Here is a 23426-nt window from a genome sequence, read left to right on the forward strand (position 1 = left end):
AATGAGAGTTACCGGTTAGAACTGATAACTTGTCAGTAAAGAATCACTTGGTGGTAGAATGACAAGTTTTGAAGAAATAGCTTCCAATATGCGCGTAGTCAGGGGGTTAGCACACTTGCAGCCATTACTAAAAGGTTGTGTGCTTACGATTGGAAATTTTGATGGTTTACATTTAGGTCACCGGGCTTTAATAGAAAAATTGGCCGAAAAAGGCAGGCAAATGAATTTGCCGGTCGTGGTCATTATTTTCGAGCCACAGCCTCAAGAGTATTTTATGGGCGATAATGCGCCCTCAAGATTAATGCGGTTGCGCGAAAAAGTGACTCAATTTTCGACGCTTCCGGTGGACATCCTGTTGGTCATGAAGTTTGACATGCACTTTGCCAATTCGGATGCCGAAGATTTTATACGCGAAGTGCTGGTAGCAAAGCTGAATGTAAAACACCTGGTTGTGGGTGATGATTTTCATTTTGGTAAAGCGCGTAAAGGTAATTTTGCGTTACTTAACCATAAAAGCCAGGAGTACGGATTTAAGGTTGAAGATTCTCAATCTTACCGCTTGTCGGGCCACAGAATCAGCAGCACATTGATTCGTGACGCATTGGGTGAGGGAGATTTGCCGATGGCTGAAAAAATGCTGGGCCGCAGCTATTCGATTTGCGGCCGGGTTGCTTACGGCGAGCGCGTGGGAAGAACCATCGGTTTTCCTACGGCGAATATCAGGTTGTTGAGAAGAAATACACCAATCGACGGCGTATTCGCTGTCAGGGTGTCCGGATTGGATGACACGGCTTTGCCGGGTGTTGCCAATGTCGGCACCCGGCCTACCGTAAATGGCGCGTCTAAAGTTACTTTGGAAACGCATTTATTCGATTTTAATCGAGATATATACGGCCGGCAGATAGAAGTTCATTTTATAAAGAAGATCAGAGACGAACGGCGATTTGAGTCATTGCAAGAATTGAAGACTCAGATTGAGAAAGACGTAACCGAAGCCAAAGAATTTTTGCTGAAATAACTAGTGATGACGATGGATTATAAAAACACACTGAATTTACCCAAAACGGATTTTCCAATGAAAGGGAATCTGGCACAACGCGAGCCGGAGCAACTTAAAAAGTGGAAACAAGCCGGATTGTATTCAAAAATCAGAGAAACATTTTCCGGTCGTCCCAAGTTTATTCTTCATGATGGCCCCCCTTATGCGAACGGTCCCATTCATATTGGTCATGCGGTTAACAAGGTTCTTAAAGACATCATTGTCAAATCCAAGACCCTGTCCGGATTCGACTCACCTTACGTGCCTGGCTGGGATTGTCACGGTCTGCCTATCGAGCTAATGGTTGAAAAAAAGGTCGGAAAACCTGGCGCCAAACTAACCTCAGCCGAATTCCGGACTGCCTGCAGAGACTATGCGGCTAAACAAGTCGAAATGCAAAAAGAGGAATTCATCCGCTTGGGTGTTTTTGGCGAATGGGACAATCCCTATCTCACCATGAACTTTAAAGTAGAGGCTGATATCGTTCGCGCGCTGGGTAAAATCAGCCGTCAAGGCCATCTAACCAAAGGTGCGAAACCGGTTCACTGGTGTACCGATTGCGGATCAGCCCTGGCTGAAGCGGAAGTCGAGTACGAAGATAAGCATTCTCCGGCTATTGACGTCTGTTTCAGAGTCCTGGATGAGGCGAAGTTCATGGCGGCTTGCCATCATGTACCGGAACATCTGGGCGATGGACCTTTGTCAGTGGTTATCTGGACAACAACGCCCTGGACGCTGCCCGCTAACCAGGCTGTGGCTTTAAATCCGGATCTGGAATACGCGGTTATTCAATTCAGCAACAACGGTCAGCCTGAGCGCTTGCTGCTGGCTGAAGCGCTGATGAAAGACGCGATGATGCGTTACGGTATTTCGGATTACAAGGTTATTGCCTATTGCAAGGGCGATGCGCTGGAAAATCACATGTTGCAGCATCCGTTTTACGACAGGCAAGTGCCTATCATTCTGGGCGGTCATGTCACTACCGAAGCCGGAACCGGCGCGGTTCATACCGCGCCGGGGCATGGTCAGGATGACTATGTGGTCGGCCAGAAATACGGTTTGCCGGTTGATAATCCGGTAGGCGGTAATGGTGTTTTTTTGCCGGCAACCGAGTTCTTTGCCGGTGAGCATGTGTTTAATGCGAATGACCATGTCCTGGAAGTGCTCGCCGAGCGAGGTATGCTGATTCATAAAGAAGCCATTTTGCACAGTTATCCGCATTGCTGGCGTCACAAAACCCCGATCATTTTCAGAGCAACGCCGCAATGGTTTATTTCTATGGATAAAAACCGCTTGCGTGAACAGGCCCTGGAAGAAATCAATAAAGTCGAATGGATACCGGATTGGGGCAAGGCCCGTATAGAAGGTATGATTTCAGGAAGGCCGGACTGGTGTGTTTCACGGCAGCGGACCTGGGGCGTGCCCATTGCCTTGTTCGTCGATAAAGAAAGAGGCGAGTTGCATCCTAATTCTGAAGAGTTGATCGAACAGGTCGCTCAAAAAATCGAAATAAAAGGGATTGATGCCTGGTTCGAGCTGGATAAGGCAGACTTGCTGGGTACTGAAGCCGAGCAATACGACAAAATTCAGGATACGCTGGATGTCTGGTTTGATTCCGGGGTTACGCACTTTTCGGTGCTGAGAAACCGTGATTATCTGGGATTTCCGGCCGATCTGTATCTGGAAGGTTCCGATCAGCATCGCGGCTGGTTTCAGTCGTCATTGTTGTCATCCGTTGCGATGGAAGGCGCTGCGCCTTTCAGGGAAGTGCTGACCCACGGGTTTGTCGTTGATGGCGAAGGCAAAAAAATGTCCAAGTCCAGCGGCAATGTCGTTGCGCCTCAATCCGTCATGAAAACACTGGGCGCCGATGTATTGCGTCTGTGGGTGGCTGCAACCGATTACCGGGGAGAAATCAGCGTTTCAGACGAAATTCTCAAACGCACATCCGATGTGTACAGGCGCTTGCGCAATACCGCCCGGTTTTTGTTATCCAACCTGGATGGTTTCGATCCTGCATTACACACTGTTTCAGCCGACGACATGCTCGCATTGGACCGTTGGGTCGTGGACAGGGCATTGGTGCTGCAGCAGGAAGTGATAGACGCTTACGATAATTACCAATTCAATTTGGTTTATCAAAAGGTTCACCATTTTTGTGCCGTTGATTTAGGCGGTTTTTATCTGGACATCATTAAAGACCGGCAATACACCGCCAAGCATGACAGCCTTGCGCTTCGCTCGGCCCAAACGGCGATGTATCATGTGCTGGAGGCATTAACTCGCTGGCTGGCGCCGATACTCAGTTTTACCGCTGATGAACTTTGGCAGTATTTGCCCGGTTCTCGCGGTGAATCGGTTTTTCTTGAAACGTGGTATGAAGGTTTGTTCGAGCTGGATAATAACACCGCGTTGAATCGGGGCTTCTGGCAAACCATCATGACGGTGCGGGAAGCGGTCAGCAAGGAACTGGAGCAGGTGAGAAAGACCGGAGCCATAGGCGCGTCATTGAATGCGGAAGTCACCCTTTACGCGGATGAGTCGCTTTTTCCTGTGCTCAAACAGATTGAATCAGAACTGCATTTTATCTTTATCACGTCCCACGCTTGCGTTAAACCGGCATCCGAAAGACCGGCCGATGCCTCTCAAACAGAGGTGAGCGGACTGGGTGTATTGGTTGTCGCGTCCACCCAACCAAAATGCGTCCGTTGTTGGCACCAACGCGATGATGTCGGCGTTCATCCTGACCATCCGGAACTGTGCGGACGGTGTGTTGAGAATGTCGAAGGCGACGGCGAAATCAGGCAGTATGCATAATGGCAGGCACTAAGTTGAAATGGCTTTGGCTGTCATTTATTGCACTGGTGCTGGATCAGCTAAGCAAATGGGCAGTCAAAACCAGCATGCAGTTATACGAATCGATAGACATTCTGCCGTTTTTTAAACTGACCTATGTTCATAACACCGGCGCAGCCTTCAGTTTTTTGAGTGAGGCTGGCGGCTGGCAACGTTGGTTTTTTACCGGAATGGCGTTCGTTGTCAGCGGTGTCATTGTCGTCTGGATCATGCGGCTCAAAGAAAATGAGACCTTGCTGGCAATTGCGTTGTCGTTGGTATTAGGTGGCGCGATCGGTAATTTGATCGACAGACTGGCTTACGGTTATGTGATCGATTTTCTGGATGTCTATTATCAAACATGGCATTGGCCGGCTTTCAATATTGCCGATTCCGCGATTACCGTGGGCGTAATGCTGATGCTGGCCGAATCGTTCGGATTCGGTAAGCCCAAGCTGGAATAACAGGGTCAACCGGGTGAGGTGTTGGCTTTAATCCGGAGATGTTTCGGGTAAGCCTCTTGGGATTTGGCGGTAAAACAATGTGACTTGAAGCCCGTTCGGTTACTCGCTTGACAGGACGCCGTAAATACGTCCATGTAGGCTTGACGACAGCAATCCCTGCCGCCGACACTGGTCAATCGAGCTACCGAACGGGCTATCCCAACATTCAAATAAGAAAGTTATTGGTCCAATCCCTTAAATAACCTGTCCCAATCAAATGCAGGGCCCGGATCGGTTTTTCGTCCCGGGGCTATATCGCAGTGTCCTGTGATGGCTTGCCGGGATAGTTTCGGATAATGCTTTAACAGGCAATCGATCACCGCTATTAACTGCGTATATTGTTCACTTGTATAGGGGATCGTGTCCGTCCCTTCCAGCTCGATTCCAATAGAAAAATCGTTGCAGCGTTGTCTGCCTTGATACTCCGACATGCCTGCATGCCAGGCCCTCAGATTAAATGGAACGTACTGCGTTGTTTCGCCGGTGCGTTTAATCAGCAGATGCGCCGATACTTTCAGCTGATGAATACTTTCAAAATAGGTATGGTCAGCCGGATTTAAACCATTACAAAACAATTGATCAATGCAGGCTGTGCCAAACTCCCCGGGGGGCAGGCTGATGCAGTGAATCACAATCAATGAAATGTCGTCAGGATCAGGTCGTTCGTCGAAATTGGGTGATATGATCTGACAACAATCGGTTATTCGGTGTTCGGCTAGGTGCATGATTGGATCGAGTAAAAGTTGAAAACACTGTTATTATTCACTGGTCCGCATTTTATCGCATGATCAGACGGGCATGAAATAAACGAACCGAAGGAGACGCTATGAAGCAAGCCCTAATTGATCAGGTCAAACAGATGTTGGCCGAAGATATAGGCAGTGGCGATATCACTGCAGAAATTATTCCCGAGCATCTCTCGGCACAAGCCCAGGTGATGTCTCGCGATGCGATGGTGCTTTGCGGCAGGGACTGGTTCAATGCCGTATTTTTTATATTGGCTCCCGGCATGACTATTCACTGGCGTGTTGCAGAAGGCGAGGCTATCGCCGCAGATACCTTTCTATGCAGCCTGAAAGGTCCGGCCAGGTCTTTGTTGACCGGCGAACGCACCGCGTTAAACCTGTTACAAACCTTGTCTGCGACAGCAACGCTGGCCCGCCGTTACCGGGATGCGGTAGCCGGAACCGGCTGCAAGATTCTGGATACCCGTAAAACCATACCCGGATTACGGCAGGCGCAAAAATATGCAGTTGCCTGCGGCGGGTGTTACAACCACCGGATGGGCCTGTACGATGGGGTTTTGATCAAAGAAAATCATATTATCGTTGCCGGATCCATCGCCAATGCGGTCAAAGCCGCCAGAGCCAAATCGTCTGTGCCGGTAGAAGTCGAGGTTGAAAATCTCGATGAATTGAACCAGGCCTTAGCGGCGGGTCCGGACCGGATCATGCTTGATAATTTCAATCTTGAGGATATGCGTAAAGCGGTGATTTTGACTGATAAGCGGGTTGAACTGGAGGCCTCCGGCAACATCACGCTGGAAAATATTCGCAAGGTGGCCGAGACCGGGGTTGATTTTATATCGATAGGCGCGCTGACCAAACACGTTGAGGCCATCGATTTATCCATGCGTATTCAATTGGTGCTGGACCATGACGACTAAATTGGCGAATCTGTTCAGGCTTATCAGTCACGGCATTTATGTTATCGGCGTTTGCGACGACGACAAGATCAATGCTTTTACCGCTGCGTGGGTGATGCAGGTTTCATTTGACCCGCCCATGCTGGCGTTCAGCATCAATCCTCAACACGCGTCGTATCAATTATTGCGGGCAAGCGGCGTCTGTTCGGTCAATGTCTTGAGCGATCAGCAGATGGCGCTGGCCGAACGATTCGGCTCGTCCGGTAAAGACAAAATGCTGGGCATAGACTGGCAAACTGCCGTAACCGGCGCACCCATTCTGCCCGAGGCGCTGGCTTATTTTGATTGCGAAGTTTCCACCTACGCCGATGCGGGTGATCATCAAGTGGTCGTGTGCCGCGTAGTCGATGCGCAAGACAAAAATCCAGGCCGTCCCATGCTTTACCGGCAAACAGGAGAGATGGATCAAAGCGAGAGGCTTTATTCCAGTTCTTCCGAGGAATCGTCATCTTAAATCGCGTAAATTGAGCTGCCTGCTCTTTGGCAAGCTAGCATCAACCACCGGTCCTGTTGGGTTGACTGTCTTCAACCACAACCTGCTTGATTGCCGGAATGTCGGGTTATCCCAATTGGTTAAGCGGCTTCTGTTTTGTTACATTCCCGCCGGTAGGTTGGGTTGCCTGCTCTTAGGCAACCCAACATCAACCCCGGGTCCTGTTGGGTTGACAGTCTTCAACCACAACCTGCTTGATATGCCGGAATAATGGGATATCCCTAAGCGCTCTTATCGCAGAGAGGCAAGTCCCAGCGTCAGTGCGGGCCAGTAGGTAATGATCAGCACGGATAGCAGCAGAATGAAGAAAAACGGTAAGGTGGCGATGTAAAGTTGCAGCATTGGCCGCTGAAAGCGATAACTGGCGATAAACAGGTTCATGCCTACCGGCGGTGTAAAATAGCCAATTTGCATGTTGGCGAGAAAAATAATACCCAGATGCACGGGATCCACGCCATAACCGACGGCAATCGGCAGCAGCAGCGGAATCATGATGACCAGCGCCGCAAAGATATCCAGCAGAGTGCCGAGAATCAGCAGAAAAATGTTAAGCGCCATCAAAAAAGTGAGCTGACTGGAGATGTGTTCTTTGACAAAACCAAACAGAAGCCCCGGCACATCGGCATCGATCATATAGTTGGTAGACGCGAGCGAGACGCCCAGTATCACCAGAATTCCCCCCACCATGACCATGGCTTTGCGCATAATTTCCGGCAGATTTTGCAGACTGATTTCCCTGTGAATCAATACTTCAACAATCAGCACATAAACCGTGGTAACTGCAGCCGCTTCCGATACGGCGAAATAGCCGCTGTATATGCCGCCCAATACCACGAAGGGCAAAGGCACTTCCCAACGGGCTTCTTTGATCGCCTGCCAGGCTTCAGTAGCGGTAAATTTAATCAAAGGTAAATAGCGGTTTTGAAAATAGCTCCAGCCCGAGAGCAACATCAGCATCAAAAGGCCGGGCATGATGCCGGCTAGGAATAATTCATCAATGGTAAACGGCCGGCCTACACTCATTTGCTGGGCAATCACGCCGTAAAGTATCAGCGGTAGCGACGGTGCAAACAACAGGCCGAGGCTCCCCGACGTGGTAATCAATCCGAGACTGAAGTTTTCCCGGTAACCGGCCTGCATTAAAGCCGGATACAGCAATGCGCCCAATGCGACAATGGTGACACCCGAAGCGCCAGTAAAAGCGGTCAGCAATGCGCAAGCAGTGAGGGAAACCATGGCCAGACCACCGGGCAGCCAGCCTAATAGTGCCTGCGTGAGCCGCATCAGCCGTTGCGGCGCACGGCTTTCGCTTAATAAATAACCGGCGAAAGTGAATAATGGAATCGCCAGTAGAATCGACATATCAGTCAACCGGTAAAACTCGATGGCGACTACCGTTAGATCCACATCGTTTTGATAAAAGCCCAGTAAAGCTCCTGCGGCGATAATGGCAAACAACGGAGTGCCCAGCAACGCTAACAGAATCAATATCAGTGAAATCAGCACCGGGAAGGTTCCCTGTCAAGTACGGCGTAGAGGAAAAAACGCAAGCTTATGATGCCGAAACCGAACGGGATAATCAGTTCGCAGATCCAGGCGGGGACAGAAGCAAAAGCAAGGGTGGTTTCCCGGTAGTCCATTAGCACCAGTCGCAAGCCTTGCCATGACAGCAGACCACAAATCACCGAGGTAAATAAATGCGTTAAAAATTGACTCGGTTTTATCAGGTAATCCGGTAAGAATTTGCTCAGTATATCAATGCTGATATGGTTGCGATCCCGCGTTGCCGCCATTGCGCCCAAGAGTGCTATCCATAACACCAGGATGCGCAGCAGCGGATCGGCCCAAACAAACCCGCTGCCCCAAATGTTGCGAAGCACCACCTGACCCATTGCCAATAGGATCATAGCTGCCAGTATTGTTATCAGGGTGAGATCTTCAAGGTGACGTAACCCTGTTATCACGCGCCGGAACATCGTCTTAATTGCCTGAGCCCTGATTCTGGCGAAACTCTCGCAGGTGCATTTTTAAGGTATCCAGAATAGATTGACTGAGAACGCCTTCCTTGCCCATTCTTGTCTCGGTGTCTTCCAGCATGGTTCGCCAACTGACCTGATCGTTTTTATCTGTCGGAACGAATTGGATGCCTTGATTACGCAAAACGTCCAGCGCCTCGTTATTGTCACGGCGATTGATGCGATCAAGATCTTTATAAACCGCACCGATGACTTCTCGGACACTTTGTTGATCTTCAGGACTTAGTTCCGCAAAGGCTTTTGCCTGGACGATCATGGTTCCATAAAAATATGCCAGCGGCTCGTCGGTGACATATTTGATGCGGCTGTGCCATTGCAACGCGATGGCCCCCATCGGTGAGGCCGCCACAGTATTGATCAGTCCGGTTTGCAGGCTGGTCAGCACATCGGTCAGCGGCAAAGAGATAGGCGAAAGGCCAATAGACTGGAATGCGCTTCGGCTGATGTAATCCCCTTCCGGAATCCAGATTTTCTGGCCCTTCAGATCGTCTACTTTCGCCACCGGCTTGTTAGCCATCAGATAGGCAAAGCCGCCTTCGCTCAATCCAAAACTGACAAAGCCGTTATTTTCCAGGCCTTTGATAATGAAATCATCCATGTGGGAGCGGACATAATCGACTTCGTTGTAATTGCGGAAGATCAACGGCAGGCTGTAGATTTGCGAATCCGGATAAATGTCTTTCAATCCTCCGCCTGGAATGATGCCGCCTTGAAGCTGATTGACGCTGATTTTACGCATAACACTGGCATCGTTACCCATGATGCCGCCCGGATAAAAACGAAATATCACGCGTCCGGAAGTCCTTTGTTTAATGACCTCTGCCGCCTGACGCATTTTTTCCATCCACACGGTGCCATCAGGCGATGCGGTGGCTATCTTCAGCGTAATTGTGAAAGCATTTTGTGAGAAAAGGGTCAGAAACACCCCAAAAACGGCTGCCGTTAATCTGTGCATAATTTACTCTTGAAAATAGCTGGAAGATTCGTCCAATAAGTGTTGAGCTTCCTGTTGAGCCATCGTATTGGAAAGGGTCAGTCCTGAAGCCTTGGGGTCTGCCAGCAGGACTTCATGTAATAAGTTGTCGTGCAACGTGCGGTCGAAAATCATGCGCGCATAATTACGCGCCAGCGCCACTTTGACAGCCAGGTCTTTGCCTTGCGATAGCTCAATAGCCCGTTCGAAGTGGGTTTTTGCGAGTTCCGGTTTTCCGCCTAATGCCGGTGACAGTAGTGACCGGAGCAGGCCTAGATAATAATGGGCGCGGCCCGAATCAAAATGTTCATCCAGTTCGATGATTCTTTCAAACAAGGCTTCGATTTTTGGACGGTCGGCAATGGCATTCCAGTCTCTGCTGTGCGCTTGCAGCCAGGCAGACCAAGTCAGTCCATACGTGTACAATTCGTTCGTCGCGTTCTGATTGAAATTATCCAGAGCAGGCTTGAAATCATCATAAGCCAGCGTGTCGATTTTGCACTGTGCGGCTTGTTTTAAACACAGTGCTCGTTGAGCGTAGCTGCGGGCTTTTTCAGTCAGCTTGCGCGAACGGATGTTGTCACTGACCAAGTTTGAAGCATAAAAAGCATAGAGTTTTGCTCCCGAGACCAGCAGGCCCGCATTATCCGGATTACTTTCAATCAAGCCGTCCGTCATTAACAAATAGGCGGGTAATCCTTCGCGTACAATGGCGACGTCTTCCTGGTCGAGAATAGCGCCAGCAAATGAATCGGACATATCATGCAATGCCGATGATACGCAGCCGGTTAACAACGGCATTAGCAATAGCAGAACAGCCGCATTCATAGGTTTTGATCGTGCCACAAGCATTTTCCAGTGATTATGAGCGTTAACGGGGGAACTGAAGTTTTCTGAATCTTTAAAGAAGCTATATTAGCGCATCAAAATGCGTTCTGCTAGAACGCCCGATGATGACAGCAATTTCCAGTTTGAACTTTTAATGCCGTTTTGAGGGTTGGCGTAAGCCTTGCGAGGAACGCCGTAAACCCATCCATGGGGGGCTTGGCGGCAGTATCCCTGCTGCCAACATCCCCGCAGAGCTTACGACGCCACTTTTTGTCATCAAACTGGTAATTGCTGCGATGACGACGGGTTGCGTGTCTTCAATCAGAGCCTGTCTGAAGTAACCGTGTTAATTGGCTGCATTTCTTTATCATGAAGGCAATGTCGAAATTGCAGGTGTGCATGAGCTTTGCGGCTTCCAACCGGGGGTTGTTGGATTGAGTAATCAAGGCTTTCCGATGACAAGGGCCAGAGCTGACTATCATTCGGTAACATGACTGGCAGTATCCTTGTCATGCTCTGGCCCTGCAACTTTTATTCGATATGGATGCTCTTACGTTTGCCCTTTTCTGTTTTTGGAATCATGACTTTTAATATACCGTCCTTAAAAGACGCTTTGGCATTGTCATAATCAACGGTGCCGGGTAACGATAGCGTGCGCTGATATTCACCCCGGGTTATTTCTTTGCGGAAATATTTCCCTTCTTCCTTTTTTTCTTCTTTTGTGGAAGTGCGTATCGTGATGGCCTGATCACTAAAAGTAACTTCCAGGTCTTCTTTTTTTACGCCGGGTAAAGCCGCCTGGACTTCTATTTTATTGTCATGATCGATAATATCTACTTTTGGAAAACCTTTCTCCAATCCCATGGCAGGCATATTCCAGTCTGAAAGTCTGGGCCATCTGCGTGACAGAAAGTCTTCAAAAAAATTGTCGAAATCGTCAAATGAAATCAGATTGCCGGTTGTTGAAGGGGCTGATAATTCTGAACTTTTCTTGTTATCTTTTTCATTGGAATTCATGAGATGCTCCATTGTGAGTGTTCAATCTTTTAAAAGTTATTCAGCTTAAAATAGGGGCAGGGTTCGCCATTGTTTTCTCATGATCGATTCATGAGTGGGTAAGTTTAAAAATTTTGACGAAAACCTTAAAAATACTTTGATTAAGACTTAGTCAGCGAATCGATAGCGGAAAATTAAAATGGGGGACTGTACAAAGAGGGTGATTTAAGACCATTTACAAGACCGTCATAGAAACATTGACTGAGCACCGCCGTTATTAAAGATCAAATCAGGCAATCAATATATCAGGGTAAACACCTACAATGATTGCTGCCCCATAATCGACAATCAGTCTGATAGGGGGGCTGTTTATTGGTCGTTTGTATTCGGCTTCAAGGACTCGCTGAGCCTTTCTTTATGTGCAAAATTGCATTGTCCCAGATACTCAACATTGTCGCTAAGACAATTCAATCCATTCTTCATCTTGAAGAGCTTATATTGGTAGGACCAATTTTCAGTCCTAGTGACGGGTCGTGGGTCCGCATAGGAAAATGAGACTAATACGCTAGCGCAGTCCAACTCGATCGGTGTTTCTGAAATTTCAAACGAAGTGGCGTCTTCAAATAAACTTGAGAATATACCGCCTTCAACCAGCGGGGGTTTTTCGGTTGGATAGCGGGTATTAAAGTCTTATTGAAACAGCCGGGCATTTTGAAGTTTCTCGTTAAGTCTGGAGCTAAGGTGTGGAGGCCAGCGCTTAGTCCTGTTCCATATCCGCTGTATATTTGCCGTAACGGGCTGCGCCGTTGAGTTTTGCTCGTTTATAAAGTGCCTTTTGCGCTACCTCTGCGTTTTCCTGTTTGCCTTGCCAGGCTTCAAGTACCGGTTGCTGCAGTGCCCTGCCGTATGAAAAGCTTAAATGCCAGGGCGCATTCCCGGCGATTGCATTCATCGCGTTTAGGTTGGCTGTGGCCTCTTCCGATGTCTGGCCTCCGGAAAGAAAGTTAATGCTCGGAACAGCCGCAGGGACTGAACGGCGCAGTTCAATCAGCGTTTTTTCTGCAATTTCGTCAGGGCTGGCCCGATAGCCTGAATCTTTGCCCGGTACAACCATGCTGGGCTTGAGCAGAATATATTCCAGTTCGACATGGTGTCTATGTAAAGCATGAAATACTGCATGTTGAACAATTTCGATGACTTCCATGCAGCGATCGATTGAGTGACTGCCATCCAGCAACACTTCCGGTTCGACGATAGGTACAATCCCCAATGACTGGCAAATAGCCGCATAGCGAGCCAGGACTTCTGCATTAGTGTCTATGCCTGCCTGGGTCGGATTATCCGGGCTGATGGAATAGACTTCACGCCATTTGGCAAATCGAGCGCCTTGGGTTTTATAACCTGCCAGGCGGTCGGCCAATCCGTCCAAGCCTTGCGTAACTTGATCGCCCGGCGCATTGATCAGCGGCGTGGTGCCCTTATCAACTTTTATGCCGGGGACTATGCCCTGTGCTGCGGCGACTTCCGGCAAACTTTTGCCGTCATCGGTCGTTTGTCCCAGGGTTTCCTCAAACAGGATCACCCCGCTAATGAATTCACCTAAACCGGGGGTGGTCAGCAATAAAGAGCGATAAGCGCAACGGTTGGCTTCGGTTGATTCCACATTGATCGCTTTAAAGCGTTTGATAATGGTGGGGGCACTTTCATCGGCCGCCAGTATTCCTTTACCCGTAACGGCCAACTCGGTAATTGTGTTTTGTAATTCTGTTTCTATAGACATTTTAAAGTCTCCTGTCAGGACTTGATTTCTTAAGCCAGAGACTTAAGCTATTTCCTAAACTGATGATTGACTGAGGAAAAGGTTTTTAAAGCAAATGAGGCCTTTACGGCTTTCAATGCTGCCCACGCCCACGCCAAACACCCCCTGCACCTTCAAAAAACCAGACATATTTCGATCAGATAGAAATAGCCCAAATTGGCCTTTATGGAGATTGGTTATACTCGTTATTTTTACTGTTTACAATCAACGGAAAAATTGATTTTTTTATGAGTATTATTAATGGATCAGGCATCGTTTTGTTGAATAAAATAGACAGGGAAAAGCTTTTCATGCCAATAAACAAAGGGTTTATTGGCATGAGGAGATAAACCGGTTATAGTCGAAGGCTATCTATTCATACTTCAGGAGAAACTTTAATGACTAGCACCGGAATCGATAATAATGCCGTGATCAAAGTACTGAACAAAATTCTGGAAGCAGAATTGGCAGGCGTTGTTCGTTACACACACTATGCGTTAATGATTGTTGGTTATAATCGCATCCCGATTGTTTCATGGATGCGCAGCCAGGCTACTGAATCGCTGACCCATGCCAATGAAGCGGGCGAATTGATTACTCATTTGGGCGGCCACCCGTCACTGGGTATCGGTGCTCTGCTGGAAACTCATCGCCATGACATCGGCACCATTCTGACGGAATCACTCGAGCATGAGGCGCTGGCTTTAGCTGAATATAATAATTTACTGGAACTGGTTAATGGTCATAACGTTCTGCTTGAGGAATATGCGCGACGTATGATTGCTCAAGAGGAAATGCATTTGGGCGATGTGCGCAAGATGCTGACTAAACCTGGCGAATAATGCACTCCTGACTATAAGACCGGCGCTGCCGCAACACTACCTTATTTTATTACCATCAAAAAGGAAGTTAGATCATGCATGTTACTTACGAACAAGCTAAAATGGCAATTGCCGCCGCAATTGCCGAATCAACAAAAATCGGTACACAAATGTGTATAGCCGTTGTCGATTCCGGCGCTGATTTAAAAGCATTCACCCGAATGAACGGGGCCTGGGTCGGCAGTATCGATATTGCCATCAAAAAAGCCAAGACGGCGGTTTTCTTCGGTATGAACACAGGACAAATCGGCCAGCTATCGCAGCCGGGCGGACCGCTTTACGGCATTGAACATTCCAATCAGGGCTTGATTACCTTTCCCGGCGGCGTGCCTATTGTCGATAAAGACGGTGTGTTAATAGGTGCCATTGGCGTCAGCGGCAGTTCGGTAGAAAACGATCATCGCGTTGCAAAAGCCGGTGTGGATGTAATTGGCATGGCGGATCTACCTTCCCATCCCTGGCGTACCTGAGTGTGGAAGGCTTTTTGGCACAGAGTGTCGTGGTCTGATAACTGAGCTCATGTCCGCCTGGGTGCGGGTATCCAGTGCCATGGACTTTTGATCAACCGCAACAAGGAAATCGTAATCCATTTGTTCGTGCTTTTCATGGTCTTAATGGTAAGGTTTTACTTAGCTTCAAAGCCGCTTATTTGCTCGCGGGGTATTTTGATGCCGATCAGCTTTTCAACCAACAGCAACGCTGGATATTCGTCCTCTGAAATCAGAGAAACCGCTTGGCCGTTTTGTCCTGCCCGGCCTGTTCTGCCAATTCGGTGGACATAATCACTGGACGAGCGGGGTAATTCGAAATTGACCACATGGGGCAACTGGGCTATATCTATGCCTCTGGTGGCAACATCGGTTGCTACCAATACCCGTATTTCTCCGGATTTAAAACCGGCCAGCGCGCTGGTTCGGGCACCCTGACTTTTGTTGCCGTGAATCGCAGCGGCTTTTATCCGTGCGGCGTTAAGTTTTTCTGTGAGTCTGTTTGCGCCATGCTTGGAGCTGGTAAATACCAGCACTTGCTGCCAGTTATTGGTTTTAATCAAATGTGTCAACAAGGCCGTTTTTGAGGTTTTATTCACGGTATAAACAAGTTGATCGATTGTTTCGGCCGCTATGTTTTCAGGGTCGACATTGATTTTTACCGGGTTAACCAGTAAATCACGGGTGAGTTTTTTGATATCGCTGGAAAAAGTGGCTGAAAACAGCAGGTTTTGACGTTTTTTAGGCAGGAACGCTAATAGTTTATCGATATCTTTGATAAAACCCATATCCAGCATTTTATCGGCTTCATCCAATACCAAAATTTCAACTTTATTGAGCCTGACCGCATTTTGATTGACTAAATCCAATAATCGCCCAGGGGTGGCGGTCAATAGATCGACGCCTCCGCGTAAACGCATCATTTGAGGATTGATTTTTACTCCTCCAAAAACCACTTCAGATTTTAAACGCGGATTTTGATGCGCACCGTATTTCTTGACCGATTCGCCCACTTGTGCGGCTAGTTCCCGTGTCGGCGTTAAAATTAACGCGCGTAAAGGGCGATTACGGCTAAACGTTGTTTGCGCCATGCGCTGCAAAATGGGCAGTATAAACCCGGCAGTTTTGCCCGTGCCGGTTTGCGCGGCGGCAAGTAAATCGCGACCTTTTAAAATGGCGGGGATGGCCTGAATCTGAACCGGAGTAGGTGTTGTGTAGCCTGCATCATTGATGGCTTGTAATAAGTCTTCTGACAAGCCGAAGCTGGAAAATGGCATTAAGGATCTCGTTGAGGATGGGGGTTATAGCAGTGCGATGGTTATGTTTTTGATGCTTGAACTCATCAAGTTAGGCGAGTGTAACATTGAGTTCAAACCTAAAAGCCGTTGTTAGACCCCCTAAATAAATACATTATCGCTTATCCGGACGGTCAGATAATTAACATTAATAGATAAGAGCCCACATAAGTCACCAGAAAGTAGCCGCTTGCCAGCAATAACGAAAATAAAATATCGACGATTAAAATCCGTTTAATCAGATAAGTAATAATGGCTATATCCCAAATGATCAGTACGAACATCAGGTAGTAGCTCAATAAATCGTCTGTTGATGTGAGCCATACGACAACCGGCAAGCCAAATGATGCCACTATGTTTTCACAAAGCAAAAAACTGCTGGCCGCCGCAATAAATCCAGGCATTGCTTTTTTATAGCGAAGAAGGCCGGCAACAAAAAGCAAAGTCAGCACAGTTTCTATGGCGACTCCGATCATTGCCTCAAACGGGTCTGTCACATTGGCTTGAATAAAAAGCTCTATTAATATGTAGAAATAAAGATTTTTTTGGAAAAAACTGACCGAACGAGGTAATTCAAGAGGATTATTCCTGAATAGACAGAGTTGAGCGTAAAGTTTTAAATTTTCCATAATTTACACAAGCCGGTTGGAACAGTTAAATACTCTGATTTTGACCCGCTCTAAGTTCACGAATTTATCTGAAGAGGCGAATACATTTGCCTCTTCAAGAAACTTAATAATCGGGAAGTTATTTCGTCCCTATCCTTAACGGGGCGTATTGTCAGTGTTGTTTTCCGGAGGGCGGATTGGAAACAGGCGTGATCGTGAAGTGGTCGGTGTTACAGAAGCTGCTGGCGCTGGCTCAGGTGCAGGTGTAACTGAAGGTGTAGGAGAAATTACTGGTGAAGGTGGCGGTGGTGAGACTGCTGCCGGCGTTTCGCTGGGTATGAACGAGTTTACGCTTGGTGTGGCGGGTGACGGGCTTTCATTCCCATAAACTTGGACACGATCGTTCATCGACAGTACCAATTCTCTGCTCAAAACAGTTAATTTGTTAAGCCGGGCTTTCATTTCCTTATTCCAGCCGACGGGTGTCGTTGAAGGTAACAACATACGCATTGAGGTCAGGCTTTTTTCAAAAACGCCCGATAAATTTTCCATGATATTCAGCTCTTTTTGCCGGTCATTAAGACGACCAATGATCAGCTTGGCTTGCAGCTTGCTTATGCCTATATGGACGGGGATCATGAAGCCGGTTAGTGCGACCAGAAAAAGAGGTCCGATGATAGGATCAAAAAGCATGGCAAAAAAGCCAATCTGGATTTCGGCGAAAAGCATTAAGGTGGCTATAAAACCTAAGATGAGCAGACTTGAAAATGTGGACCGCTCTTTCCATAGCACTGTAGCTTCTACAATTTCCGGTATGAATACTTCCGTGATATCGCGGATGTTTTTTTCCAGAGTGTTCATGATCCGGTAGTTGCGGTAGAGGCCTATCTTATTGATGCGTTGATTTAAAATGCTGATAGAGGGAGCATTGACGGGATCAAACAGGCTGATTTGACTCGACAGTCCTATAAAATCAGTGGTTTTTATTCCGAGATCATCAAGCTTTCTTTGCCAAGGGCTCACGTCCAGCTTGTTAGAAGGCGGCTGGTCGATAATGTAGACAAACTTGTTGGAATCTTGCTGTTCAACAATTGTCCGGATTATTTCTTCAATCGCTTCAGGCTCGACATTAAACGAATCGGCAAAGACCAGCACCAGATCGGAGATGTCGATGGTGTGTTTCGCCAATAAGTTGAAAACCGGTTTTGGAACGGTGTTTTCAGTCAAATGGGGCAGCTGAATAAATAATTTATCTTTGAGCCGGTCATTGCTAATTGTTTTTAATTCAATAAAGGCGTTGATTTGTTGGCTGCTGCCTGGACTTGCGCGGTCAATCTCTTTGCTTATCGAGTGAAAAGGCAGGCGGTGATCGGCATCCAGTGCGGTACCGGGAAGAATGACATCATTATTGGGGGTGCAATATTGCATGACTGCAAATTTGTGGCGAGTTGTTTGAGCGCCCATCCTGGCTTGATGAATATCAATATATTCCTGGATGAAGCGGGACGCCGCCTGGGTGTTTCCGCCAATGATACTGATAATCGGCCACCAGGTTGTCTTGGTGGCAGTGGTGTCTTCGTCATCAATTAAGCCAAGGTCATACTCGATCTGATCCAGTTCTTGAAGCACCTTAACCGCTTCACGCAATGCAGGATTGTCCTGTGCAAATTGTTTTTCAATCCCGGCCAAGTGTTTGCTAAGTGTTTTTTTTGTCATCAGACTGAACTCACAGTTAATTAATGGGACGTAGGCATCGTATTTAAGAGGCTGATTTTACATACTTTGGGCCAGGATTAAGGCATCATTAAAATCTCAGAACGAATCTGAGTCAGCATAGTCGAAAATTTCCTCATCTTAACCGGCAGCATGATACGGAATACCGGGGATAAATGATCTACCAATAAAGTTTTTTGGGCTGGCGCATTTTATAATGCTTTCTGATTAAGGTTGGCAATATAAAAAGTAAAGGCAATTTTACAACTCATTTAGTCAATTCATCAAAATCCACCTGGAATGAACTCTCTTTTGTCATAAATACCGATGCCGGATACTGATTTAACTCATTTCAATGGCAGGGTAATAAAGGTTAAAAAATCTGTATTTAAAAAATGTAAAGTTTACAAGAGTGAGTATACTTTTTTAAGAATCTGGAGTGATAATAATCCTTTTTATCTGCTCCATACGGGGTTTTATCCTGATTTGCATAGCAGCAGATTATGACCCGCCGCTATCTATAACAGTTATAAACGAGTTACTGATTTTAAATGATGGTATTTTGATGAAAGAACGAAAAACGATGTTTGCTGTTCGTGTTTTGTTTTGTATGCCGCTTTTGTTGTGCAGCTGTCAGGGGGTATTGACCGGTAAGTACGGTGAATACAGTCAGTCACGAGAAGAATTTACCCGTTATGTAGAGGACGTTTTCCGATTACAGAATCAGTTGACGACTGAAGTCATGATGCTGGGCGGCGTTGATGACTCTGATGAATATGATGCTCTCCAGCAAGCCGAACAAAACATGCATGCCATCTGTGATCCACTCAATGAGTATGCAACTAAAGAGATGGACGGGGCCTCGATAGGTTATCTTCTGAGAAGACGTGTAGAGCGTTCCGCTGTAGCCTGTGAACGTGCAGCCAAAGAGGTGGGAGCTCAATTAAAGCATTTAACGGCCGATTGATTCAGATTGTTTCATTCTTTTTCAGTGTCAGGACTGCATCCAACAAAGCTTCGATATTCTGGCCGTAAGCCTTGCGAGGAGTGCCGTAAAACCATCCCTGAGGGGCTTGAGACAGCATCCCTGTTATCGCATCCCCGCAAAGCTTTCTCCTCTCCCTCTGAATCATCAAACTGGGAAGTGCAGGAATGGCCGGCTTTTTCCTCTAAACATCAAAAAATTGCCTTAACGATTCATTCGGGGCGATATTTTGCACCCATCTTTAACCTATCAGGTTTACAGAGAGGAACCAAGGCGCCCATAATTGGTGCACTTTAATTCCTATTCGTTCCGCTATGAAAAAATACTACATTGGTCTTTCCGTGACCTATCATGATCCTGGTCTGGCAATTGTTGACGACAACGGCGAAGTTTTGTTTGCCGAGGCTACCGAGCGTTATCTTCAGAGTAAAAGAGCGATCAATTGTGAGCCGGATCAGTTGAACTGGATAACCGATGTGCTGGACAGCTATTGCAGTTACCCCTGCGAATTTGTAATTGCGACCAACTGGCGCAAAAAAAGACCGCATTATGAGCGGCTGATCAGTGGTTTAGGGCTGTTGACGGCAAAAGGGCTGCTTAAAAAAGACCTGAAAAAACTCCGTTCTCCTTTGGAAAACTACAAGCTGCATCACATGATCGCTTGTCAGCACAGCAGCTACCTTAAAACAGGACTGAATCTGGTCAGACGCTTGAAGGAATTTCACCCCGAGTGCCCGGTTTCCTTTCTGGATTTCGATCATCATTTGACGCATGCCGCGATGGCTTCTTACAGCAGTCCTTTCAGCAACGCTGCTTGTGCTGTTATCGATTCTTATGGTGAGAACGGTTCCATGGCTTTTTACCGTTACCATCATGGTAAATTGGATTGCATCCATGAAACGCGGGGTGTCGGCAGTCTGGGGTTCTTTTACATGAAAATCACCGAGCTGTGCGGATTTGACTGGCTGAAAGGCGAGGAATGGAAAGTCATGGGTCTTGCCGCTTACGGCAAACTGGATCAAAAACTCTATGACTTGTTGAAAGATACGCTGGCGGTTGATGGTTTAGATTTTGCCGTGCAGCCGCAACACTTTTTTGACCTGCTGGAGGCCTTGAATGCCTATCAGCAAAAAGAGGAAGATGTATTAAAGAAGGCGGCCGATCTGGCGTTTACCGGCCAGTATTTTTTTGCTGAACTGATGACGCAAATTTTGAAACATTTGAAGGCAGTGACCGGCGAAGACAATCTGGTTTTGGCCGGCGGCTGTGCCCTCAATTCATCTTATAACGGACAGATTGCAGAACGAACCGGTTTTAAGCAGGCGCATATTCCATCGGCCCCGGCCGATGACGGCACCGCCTTGGGTGCGGCTTGGCTGGCTTACCACCGCACACCGGCAAAATCGGCAAAGCCGCCCCAGTTGTTGACCCCTTATCTGGGTTCGAGAATCAGCAACGAAGCCATCAACCGGCTAATTCAGTACAACCGATCGCTTGATATTCGGCACTTACCTGATACGCTTTGTGAAGAAACAGCTCAATTGCTGGCATCCGGTGCCATCGTAGGCTGGGTTCAGGACAGGGCCGAATTTGGGCCGAGATCCTTGGGCAATCGTTCAATTCTGGCCGATCCCAGAGGCTCAGGCATGAAAGACACCATTAATCAGCACATCAAATTCCGTGAATATTTTCGCCCTTTTGCACCCTCGGTGCTGCATGAATACGGTCATGAGTATTTTGAAAATTATCAAGAATCACCTTACATGGATAAAACTCTGACCATAAAACCGGCCATGCGCGAATGTATTGCGGCAACTGTTCATGTTGATGGGACCGGGCGTCTGCAAACTGTTAAAGAACAGTGGAATCCGCGTTTTTACCGCTTAATCAGTCATTTTCATGCGCTTACCGGCGTGCCTGTGCTGCTTAACACCAGTTTTAATGTAATGGGCAAACCCTTAATACACAGTCTTGAGGATGCTGTTTCGGTATTTTTAACGACGGGGCTGGATGCTTTAGTCATTGATGATTATTTAATCACCAAACCTCATGACCGTAACCACTGAGCATCCCTTTTATCCTTTGCCGAATGACACGTGGCTTGAACGGGATAAAGCGGGTGAGTCTGACATCAATTCAAGAGATTTATTTCATGCCTTGATCACTATCGGTAGCCATTATGATTGGCTGCCGGATAGCAAATGCTTTTTGGTCACGCAATTACGCAGGGTTGAAAAGCAGTATGAGTCCTATCTGATGCCATGGAAGGGGGCTGATAATTTGACGGAATGGACCGCAGGTCAAGCCCCCGGAATAGCGTCTGCTCAAATGACGCCCATTTTAGATACGGCGTGCTTTAAGCTGGCGCTTATGCACGCTGCTCCGGTCATGCTGACTGAACCTTGCTGGCTCAAGTCAATCTCTCAGGTAGCAAGCTGTCAAACCGAATTGGCGGCAGGTTTGACCCACATTTATCTGTCATTACAAGGCACGGGATCGGCTGAACAGCCTTTCGAAAAGCTTTATCAGTCCTTGTTACTGAATCAATCCGTGAACTTGTCTGCGATCTATTCACGCAGTTTTTCTCAAAACCCCGAAATTCCCGTTGAAGCGTTCTCGCTGGCATCCCTGCAGTTGGCCTTTTCATACTTTCCCCGCACCTTTTTACCGGAAATTCTGGGCTTCAGCCTGGCCTATTGCCAGCGAATTACGGGTATGGAAGAACAAGTGGCCGCGTTTTCAGCCGAGCAGGGCAGCTATTATTTTTCGTATCGTCGAAATCGGCTCCAGATGCAGGTTACCCCTTTACTCAACTGCATCTCGGGTTACCTCGATCTTTTGACCGGCCATGATGAACAGCAGATGCAGGTCTGGCGAAGAATCCAGTGCGGTTATTACCTATCTATTGATTCAGCGGAAAAATTAAGTAAGGTCAGTCAGTTGCAAAGGCTTGCCAATGGTTCCGTACAAGACGCATTGAGGGTTTTATTGAGCCGAAAAGCGAACGCGGCACAAGGTCATCATGGCCGGATTCAATTGGGTGGAAAGCCGTTGGATCACTGGTTTGCTGAATCGCCTTTTGACGCAGACGGATTTTTAAATGCGGTCAAAGCATCACGCTATTACAACTCCGATGATCCAGGTCGCAGTGAACTGCTGAAACTGTTTTCGTTTGAAGGTCCGATGTTTGGCGTCATGACGGCTGACGAAACAGCCATATTAAAAGCCTGGCTGATGGATAAGCCGCTTGACGTTGTGCCGGTTAGTCAAGAATTACCCGCTGCTGAAAACCGCAAGTTTAGTAAACAAACTCTTAACGTTTCCGGGTCGCTTACCAACCGTGAATTGTTTTATCGGTTAGTCAATATCGAGCAATACCCGGATAGCTTGCCTATCGCCAAACAGAAGGCCCGGCAGCTAGTGATCAGCGCGGGACGCTGGCATAAGCCAATACTTAACGCCTATTCACAAGCAGCATTCGACTCGTGGTTTGAATCTTTTTACCGGCAAGAGATGTCCGCATACCGGCCATTGACCCAGAAACCCCGATTATCCCGGGAGGCCTATGTCTTTGGTATTGAACAATTTGCGCCGGCGATTTTGACCGACGGTTGCTGGCTACAGCAAAGCGGGCAACTGGATTTTTTACCGTTCAAATCCATAGGCGAAAAGCTGCAGCTTATTTTTTACGATGAGATAGGGGCGGGCATCAGGCATCAGAACCATCCTTATATATATGACCGGTTGTTGAAAAGTCTGGATATTCAACTGCCCCCGGTGCAAAGCAAGGCGTTCAGTAAGCACCCCGGTTTTATTGACAGTGCCTTTGATTTACCCGTATTCATGATGTCACTTGGATTTTTTCCGGCTGAATTTTTGCCCGAGTTGCTGGGCCTTAATTTGGCGATTGAACTCAGCGGATTGGGCAAGACCTATTTGCGTTTGGCCGATGAGCTGCAATTTTGGGGAATTGACCCGGCGATTATAAAGTTGCATGTCACTATTGATAACACCGATACCGGTCACGCGGCAATCGCTAAAGAAGCCATTCATGCTTATCTGGATGACATCGGTGCCGGATCTGATCAGCGAACCCAGCAAAAGCATTGGCGGCGGATTTCGGCAGGATATGCTTCCTTAAACACCGTAACCCGCTGGTTTAAATGGGCGTTAGTCATCCGATATCTGAGTATGAAACTGCCCCGGCAACCTTTCTCAATCCCAAGTTTGTCTCGCTAGGTTCCCTGACA

Annotated in this window: 20 protein-coding genes; 10 read left to right on the forward strand and 10 right to left on the reverse strand. The window is 47.5% G+C overall.

Going from position 1 to position 23426, the window contains the following annotated elements:
* Nucleotides 1–58 precede the first annotated feature (58 nt).
* The 3 genes from ribF to lspA are packed head-to-tail and all read left to right on the forward strand — an operon-like array spanning nt 59 to nt 4338.
* Nucleotides 59–1018, forward strand: a complete 960-nt coding sequence (ribF, locus tag GO003_RS07975) for a bifunctional riboflavin kinase/FAD synthetase (protein WP_231088870.1) — start codon at nt 59–61, stop codon at nt 1016–1018.
* A gap of 6 nt (nt 1019–1024) precedes the next feature.
* The gene (gene ileS, locus GO003_RS07980) at nt 1025–3856 is read left to right on the forward strand and encodes an isoleucine--tRNA ligase (RefSeq protein WP_159653556.1); all 2832 of its coding nucleotides are present in this window, start codon (nt 1025–1027) and stop codon (nt 3854–3856) included.
* Nucleotides 3856–4338, forward strand: coding sequence for a signal peptidase II (lspA, locus tag GO003_RS07985; protein ID WP_159653554.1), 483 nt, complete (start codon nt 3856–3858; stop codon nt 4336–4338). The genes ileS and lspA overlap by 1 nt, the downstream gene beginning before the upstream one ends.
* Before the next feature lie 218 nt (nt 4339–4556).
* Here lspA and ampD read toward each other — a convergent pair whose 3' ends face one another.
* Nucleotides 4557–5102: a 1,6-anhydro-N-acetylmuramyl-L-alanine amidase AmpD gene (gene ampD, locus GO003_RS07990; protein ID WP_159653552.1), complete on the reverse strand. Its 546-nt coding sequence runs from the start codon at nt 5100–5102 to the stop codon at nt 4557–4559.
* A gap of 101 nt (nt 5103–5203) precedes the next feature.
* Here ampD and nadC point away from each other — a divergent pair, with 101 nt between their 5' ends.
* Both nadC and GO003_RS08000 read left to right on the forward strand, forming a co-directional pair.
* Entirely contained in the window at nt 5204–6043 is an 840-nt protein-coding gene (nadC, locus tag GO003_RS07995) for a carboxylating nicotinate-nucleotide diphosphorylase (protein WP_159653550.1), read from the forward strand.
* Nucleotides 6033–6536: a flavin reductase family protein gene (locus GO003_RS08000; RefSeq protein ID WP_159653548.1), complete on the forward strand. Its 504-nt coding sequence runs from the start codon at nt 6033–6035 to the stop codon at nt 6534–6536. The genes nadC and GO003_RS08000 overlap by 11 nt, the downstream gene beginning before the upstream one ends.
* Before the next feature lie 270 nt (nt 6537–6806).
* Here the strand turns inward: GO003_RS08000 and GO003_RS08005 are convergent, their stop codons facing one another.
* From GO003_RS08005 to GO003_RS08030, 6 genes are all read right to left on the reverse strand, one after another.
* A complete protein-coding gene (locus GO003_RS08005) occupies nt 6807–8081 on the reverse strand; it encodes a TRAP transporter large permease (protein ID WP_159653546.1) in 1275 nt (424 codons plus the stop codon).
* Nucleotides 8075–8551 (reverse strand): TRAP transporter small permease, encoded by a 477-nt coding sequence (locus GO003_RS08010; RefSeq protein WP_159653544.1) that lies wholly within the window; start codon nt 8549–8551, stop codon nt 8075–8077. Before GO003_RS08010 ends, GO003_RS08005 begins: the two co-directional genes overlap by 7 nt.
* A 4-nt stretch (nt 8552–8555) precedes the next feature.
* Complete coding sequence (locus tag GO003_RS08015) at nt 8556–9566, reverse strand: TRAP transporter substrate-binding protein (protein WP_159653542.1); 1011 nt, start codon at nt 9564–9566, stop codon at nt 8556–8558.
* Nucleotides 9567–9569: 3 nt separating this feature from the next.
* On the reverse strand, nt 9570–10430 hold the full coding sequence (locus tag GO003_RS08020; protein WP_231088871.1) for a TRAP transporter TatT component family protein: 861 nt from the start codon (nt 10428–10430) through the stop codon (nt 9570–9572).
* Between the two features lie 513 nt (nt 10431–10943).
* Nucleotides 10944–11429: an Hsp20/alpha crystallin family protein gene (locus GO003_RS08025; protein ID WP_159653540.1), complete on the reverse strand. Its 486-nt coding sequence runs from the start codon at nt 11427–11429 to the stop codon at nt 10944–10946.
* A 736-nt stretch (nt 11430–12165) separates the two neighbouring features.
* On the reverse strand, nt 12166–13188 hold the full coding sequence (locus GO003_RS08030) for a class I fructose-bisphosphate aldolase (protein ID WP_159653538.1): 1023 nt from the start codon (nt 13186–13188) through the stop codon (nt 12166–12168).
* A gap of 416 nt (nt 13189–13604) precedes the next feature.
* On the opposite strand from GO003_RS08030, the gene GO003_RS08035 reads away from it, so the two are divergent.
* Nucleotides 13605–14048 carry a ferritin-like domain-containing protein gene (locus tag GO003_RS08035; RefSeq protein WP_159653536.1) on the forward strand — a complete coding sequence of 148 codons (444 nt, stop codon included), beginning with the start codon at nt 13605–13607 and terminating at the stop codon, nt 14046–14048.
* 74 nt (nt 14049–14122) lie between these two features.
* Entirely contained in the window at nt 14123–14557 is a 435-nt protein-coding gene (locus GO003_RS08040) for a GlcG/HbpS family heme-binding protein (protein ID WP_159653534.1), read from the forward strand.
* A 155-nt stretch (nt 14558–14712) separates the two neighbouring features.
* On the opposite strand, the gene GO003_RS08045 is transcribed toward GO003_RS08040, so the two are convergent.
* The 3 genes from GO003_RS08045 to GO003_RS08055 form a co-directional block, all read right to left on the reverse strand.
* Entirely contained in the window at nt 14713–15852 is a 1140-nt protein-coding gene (locus GO003_RS08045) for a DEAD/DEAH box helicase (RefSeq protein WP_159653532.1), read from the reverse strand.
* A gap of 152 nt (nt 15853–16004) precedes the next feature.
* A complete protein-coding gene (locus GO003_RS08050) occupies nt 16005–16499 on the reverse strand; it encodes a hypothetical protein (protein WP_159653530.1) in 495 nt (164 codons plus the stop codon).
* Nucleotides 16500–16634: 135 nt separating this feature from the next.
* Nucleotides 16635–18194 carry a hypothetical protein gene (locus GO003_RS08055; protein ID WP_159653528.1) on the reverse strand — a complete coding sequence of 520 codons (1560 nt, stop codon included), beginning with the start codon at nt 18192–18194 and terminating at the stop codon, nt 16635–16637.
* A 562-nt stretch (nt 18195–18756) separates the two neighbouring features.
* Between GO003_RS08055 and GO003_RS08060 the strand changes: the two genes are divergently transcribed.
* The 3 genes from GO003_RS08060 to GO003_RS08070 all read left to right on the forward strand — a co-directional run bounded on the left by GO003_RS08060 (nt 18757) and on the right by GO003_RS08070 (nt 23415).
* Complete coding sequence (locus GO003_RS08060) at nt 18757–19158, forward strand: hypothetical protein (RefSeq protein ID WP_159653526.1); 402 nt, start codon at nt 18757–18759, stop codon at nt 19156–19158.
* 332 nt (nt 19159–19490) lie between these two features.
* Nucleotides 19491–21242: a carbamoyltransferase family protein gene (locus GO003_RS08065; RefSeq protein WP_159653524.1), complete on the forward strand. Its 1752-nt coding sequence runs from the start codon at nt 19491–19493 to the stop codon at nt 21240–21242.
* On the forward strand, nt 21226–23415 hold the full coding sequence (locus GO003_RS08070; RefSeq protein WP_159653522.1) for an iron-containing redox enzyme family protein: 2190 nt from the start codon (nt 21226–21228) through the stop codon (nt 23413–23415). Before GO003_RS08065 ends, GO003_RS08070 begins: the two co-directional genes overlap by 17 nt.
* Nucleotides 23416–23426: the final 11 nt, after the last annotated feature.

Origin of the sequence: Methylicorpusculum oleiharenae (genome assembly GCF_009828925.2) — a bacterium.
GTDB classification, from domain to species: Bacteria; Pseudomonadota; Gammaproteobacteria; order Methylococcales; family Methylomonadaceae; genus Methylicorpusculum; species Methylicorpusculum oleiharenae.